The 3,772-nt window shown below is 42.9% G+C and carries 2 protein-coding genes, 17 tRNA genes and 1 pseudogene; 3 read left to right on the top strand and 17 right to left on the bottom strand.

Translation table 11 applies throughout. The features are described from left to right. From HT669_RS07265 to birA, 3 genes and pseudogenes are all read left to right on the top strand, one after another. On the top strand, positions 1-449 hold a 449-nt coding region (locus HT669_RS07265), incomplete at its 5' end, for a transposase (protein WP_172933668.1). 3 nt (positions 450-452) lie between these two features. After that, positions 453-1,089: pseudogene (locus HT669_RS07260) on the top strand (AraC family transcriptional regulator); the annotation flags it as partial. Then, positions 1,086-2,021 carry a bifunctional biotin--[acetyl-CoA-carboxylase] ligase/biotin operon repressor BirA gene (birA, locus tag HT669_RS07255; protein WP_050223738.1) on the top strand — a complete coding sequence of 312 codons (936 nt, stop codon included), beginning with the start codon at positions 1,086-1,088 and terminating at the stop codon, positions 2,019-2,021. The pseudogene HT669_RS07260 and the gene birA, both read left to right, overlap by 4 nt. A 226-nt stretch (positions 2,022-2,247) precedes the next feature. Here birA and HT669_RS07250 read toward each other — a convergent pair. The 17 genes from HT669_RS07250 to HT669_RS07170 form a co-directional block, all read right to left on the bottom strand. Continuing rightward, positions 2,248-2,335: transfer RNA gene (locus tag HT669_RS07250), tRNA-Ser, on the bottom strand. Positions 2,336-2,341: 6 nt separating this feature from the next. Beyond that, positions 2,342-2,415, bottom strand: a tRNA-Ile gene (locus tag HT669_RS07245). 35 nt (positions 2,416-2,450) lie between these two features. Beyond that, positions 2,451-2,521, bottom strand: a tRNA-Gly gene (locus HT669_RS07240). Between the two features lie 19 nt (positions 2,522-2,540). After that, positions 2,541-2,613, bottom strand: a tRNA-Phe gene (locus HT669_RS07235). A 3-nt stretch (positions 2,614-2,616) separates the two neighbouring features. Then, positions 2,617-2,690, bottom strand: a tRNA-Met gene (locus tag HT669_RS07230). A 10-nt stretch (positions 2,691-2,700) separates the two neighbouring features. Then, positions 2,701-2,790 (bottom strand) — tRNA-Ser (locus HT669_RS07225). A 10-nt stretch (positions 2,791-2,800) separates the two neighbouring features. Further along, positions 2,801-2,874 (bottom strand) — tRNA-Ile (locus tag HT669_RS07220). 13 nt (positions 2,875-2,887) lie between these two features. After that, positions 2,888-2,961 (bottom strand) — tRNA-Met (locus HT669_RS07215). Between the two features lie 5 nt (positions 2,962-2,966). Next, a tRNA-Pro gene (locus HT669_RS07210) sits at positions 2,967-3,040 on the bottom strand. Between the two features lie 15 nt (positions 3,041-3,055). Beyond that, positions 3,056-3,129, bottom strand: a tRNA-Arg gene (locus HT669_RS07205). Between the two features lie 11 nt (positions 3,130-3,140). Continuing rightward, positions 3,141-3,226, bottom strand: a tRNA-Leu gene (locus HT669_RS07200). A 7-nt stretch (positions 3,227-3,233) separates the two neighbouring features. Further along, positions 3,234-3,305: transfer RNA gene (locus HT669_RS07195), tRNA-Gly, on the bottom strand. Between the two features lie 22 nt (positions 3,306-3,327). Beyond that, positions 3,328-3,400 (bottom strand) — tRNA-Thr (locus HT669_RS07190). Between the two features lie 18 nt (positions 3,401-3,418). After that, positions 3,419-3,500 (bottom strand) — tRNA-Leu (locus HT669_RS07185). Between the two features lie 5 nt (positions 3,501-3,505). Further along, positions 3,506-3,578, bottom strand: a tRNA-Lys gene (locus HT669_RS07180). 24 nt (positions 3,579-3,602) lie between these two features. Further along, a tRNA-Asp gene (locus HT669_RS07175) sits at positions 3,603-3,675 on the bottom strand. A gap of 2 nt (positions 3,676-3,677) precedes the next feature. Next, positions 3,678-3,750, bottom strand: a tRNA-Val gene (locus HT669_RS07170). Positions 3,751-3,772 lie beyond the last annotated feature (22 nt).

Raw genomic sequence — 3,772 nt, 5'->3', positions numbered from 1 at the left:
ATATTGATGAAACAGGAATCGACCGCTACCTCTATCGTCCTTATGCAGGGGCTCCTAAAGGGGAGAAAGTCTATGAAAAGATTAGCGGACGTCGTTTTGAGCGAACTTCAATTGTTGCAGGACAAGTAGACGGAGAGTTTATAGCTCCCATGATTTACAAGAACAGCAGGACAAGCGATTTCTTTGGGGAGTGGTTCAAAACGCAACTCCTGCCTGCTTTGAAGACACCTCATGTTATTATCATGGACAATGCTAGTTTTGATCCCAAGAACATTTTGGATGAACTCTGCATCCAAGATAAACACTTTTTCTTACCTCTACCGCCTTATTCACCAGATTTGAATCCTATTGAGCAAGCTTGGGCTATCTTGAAAAAGAAAGTAACAGATTTATTAAGGGAAGTCCCAACTATTTTTGAATGTTTGGAACGCTTTTTTAAAACTAAATAACTATATCAAGCAGATAGTAAAGAACCTTGGGCCTACTACTGGTTAGGAATCACTGGAGGGAAAGCTCCTGATTTTTTTGCTCTTTCTCAAATTTCTGATCAATCCTATCTCATCCAATCTGAAACTTGTCATACCCAGACTACTGCAAAACTCATCTCAGACATTGTTCGCTTCGCTCAGATTACAAAATCCAATGAATTAGCTCAACTCCATATCATGGGACAACTCCATGAACTGATGTTTCATCTGGGAACTATTGCTCCCAATCAGAAAAAAGAATATTTCATCAACCTACCAACTCTATCTTGAATGCAAACGATTAATTGATAGCCACTATCCTCAATCACTTACAATTCAAGATTTAACAAAAGAACTATCCGTTCACAGAAGCTACTTATCAAGCGTATTCAAAGAATTTAATACCTTATCACCCAAAGAATACCTACTCTACGTTCGAATGCACCGAGCTAAACAACTTCTCGAAAATACCCAAGAGTCCATCAAGGTAATTGCATATTCGGTAGGTTTTTCAGATCCACTCCATTTTTCAAAAGCTTATAAACAATACTTAAATCAGACCCCAAGTCATACAAGAAAAGAATCCTCTCAATACCAACTAGTGAGAAAGGCAACACTATGAAATCCTACCAAGCTGTCTATCAGATTCTAGCTAAAGAAAACGACTATATCAGCGGAGAAAAGATTGCAGAAGAACTATCACTGACCCGAACATCAATTTGGAAAGCCATCAGGCGCCTAGAACAAGAAGGCATTGAAATTGATAGTATCAAAAACAAAGGATATAAACTGATGAATGGTGACCTTATTCTTCCAGAGATTCTAGAAGAAAATCTTCCAATTAAAATCAGTTTTAAACCCGAAACAAAATCAACACAACTCGATGCAAAAGAAGCAATTGATTTAGGCTATGAAGCAAACACCCTCTATCTAGCTTCCTATCAAATAGCAGGGCGTGGCCGTTTTCAACGCTCCTTCTACTCTCCTCAAGGTGGCATTTATATGACCCTCCATCTTAAACCAAATCTTCCCTATGACAAATTACCGTCCTACACACTACTTGTAGCTGGAGCTGTCTACAAAGCCATTAAGAACCTAACTTTAATAGATGTCGACATAAAATGGGTCAATGATATCTACCTAAACAATCATAAAATTGGAGGAATTCTCACTGAAGCAATGACCTCTGTAGAAACAGGCTTAGTCACAGATATCATTATTGGAGTAGGTATCAATTTCACTATTAAAGACTTCCCTCAGGAATTAAAAGAAAAAGCTGCTAGCTTATTTAAAACTACAGCTCCAATAACAAGGAATGAATTAATCATAGAAATCTGGCGTGCTTTCTTCGAAACACCAGCAGATGAGTTATTATACCTATATAAAAAACAGTCATTCGTTCTTGGAAAAGAAGTTACTTTCACACTAGATCAAAAAGACTACAAGGGACTTGCTAAAGACATCTCTGAAAGTGGAAAACTTTTGGTGCAATGTGATAACGGAAAAGAAATCTGGCTCAATAGCGGAGAAATTTCTCTCAAGAGTTGGAAGTAATAATAAATTAGAACAACCATAAAATCGACAATATATAAAGATTTTAGCTTTTCTTCAACCCACTACAGTTGACAAAGAGCCTGAAAACTTCAAAAAACGGATTTTTAGGCTCTGAACATCAAAAAAGAAAGGACGAAATTTGTCCTTTCTCGAGCTTAGCTGACTTCAACCCACTACAGTTGACAAAGAGCCAAATGAAAAAGAGAGTTACAAACTCTCATTAAAACGGAGAATAAGGGATTCGAACCCTTGCGCCAGTTACCCGACCTAACGATTTAGCAAACCGTCCTCTTCAGCCTCTTGAGTAATTCTCCAATTAATGGGCACGAGTGGACTCGAACCACCGACCTCACGCTTATCAGGCGTGCGCTCTAACCACCTGAGCTACGCGCCCAAGTTAAAAAACTTGGTAATTTGAACAAAGTTCAAAGCGGGTGACGAGAATCGAACTCGCGACAACAGCTTGGAAGGCTGTAGTTTTACCACTAAACTACACCCGCATAAATACTATCAATAAAATGGCGCGAGACGGAATCGAACCGCCGACACATGGAGCTTCAATCCATTGCTCTACCAACTGAGCTACCGAGCCTTATTGCGGGAGCAGGATTTGAACCTACGACCTTCGGGTTATGAGCCCGACGAGCTACCGAGCTGCTCCATCCCGCGTTAATAAAAAAGGAGGATGTGGGATTCGAACCCACGCACGCTTTTACACGCCTGACGGTTTTCAAGACCGTTCCCTTCAGCCGGACTTGGGTAATCCTCCAATATTCAAATGGACCTTGTAGGACTTGAACCTACGACCACTCGGTTATGAGCCGAGAGCTCTAACCAGCTGAGCTAAAGGTCCGACAAGATCATTATAGCGGCGAAGGGGATCGAACCCCCGACCTCCCGGGTATGAACCGGACGCTCTAGCCAGCTGAGCTACACCGCCATGAATCGGGAAGACAGGATTCGAACCTGCGACACCTTGGTCCCAAACCAAGTACTCTACCAAGCTGAGCTACTTCCCGAGTTAAATAGAAAAATGCACCCTAGAGGAGTCGAACCTCTAACCGCCTGATTCGTAGTCAGGTACTCTATCCAGTTGAGCTAAGGGTGCTCATTATATTATGCCGAAGACCGGAATCGAACCGGTACGATCGTTACCAATCGCAGGATTTTAAGTCCTGTGCGTCTGCCAGTTCCGCCACCCCGGCCTCTCTAAGCGAACGACGGGATTCGAACCCGCGACCCCCACCTTGGCAAGGTGGTGTTCTACCACTGAACTACGTTCGCACTATTTTCTTCTATCTAAAAATGCCGGCTACATGACTTGAACACGCGACCCTCTGATTACAAATCAGATGCTCTACCAACTGAGCTAAGCCGGCTCATCTATTATATCTCAATGCGGGTTAAGGGACTTGAACCCCCACGCCGTTAAGCGCCAGATCCTAAATCTGGTGCGTCTGCCAATTCCGCCAAACCCGCAGATATGACCCGTACTGGGCTCGAACCAGTGACCCATTGATTAAAAGTCAATTGCTCTACCAACTGAGCTAACGAGTCTAAAATAACTTGCGTTACCTTAAACGGTCCCGACGGGAATCGAACCCGCGATCTTCGCCGTGACAGGGCGACGTGATAACCGCTACACTACGGGACCTTTGGGAGTTAACGGGATCGAACCGCTGACCCTCTGCTTGTAAGGCAGATGCTCTCCCAGCTGAGCTAAACTCCCTAGAGCTAAGCGACTTCCCTAT

This window comes from Streptococcus sp. 2100 (assembly GCF_013276335.1).
Classification (GTDB): domain Bacteria; phylum Bacillota; class Bacilli; order Lactobacillales; family Streptococcaceae; genus Streptococcus; species Streptococcus pseudopneumoniae.
Note: the sequence above shows the minus strand (reverse complement) of the source record. Positions and strands in the feature narration are given on the sequence as shown.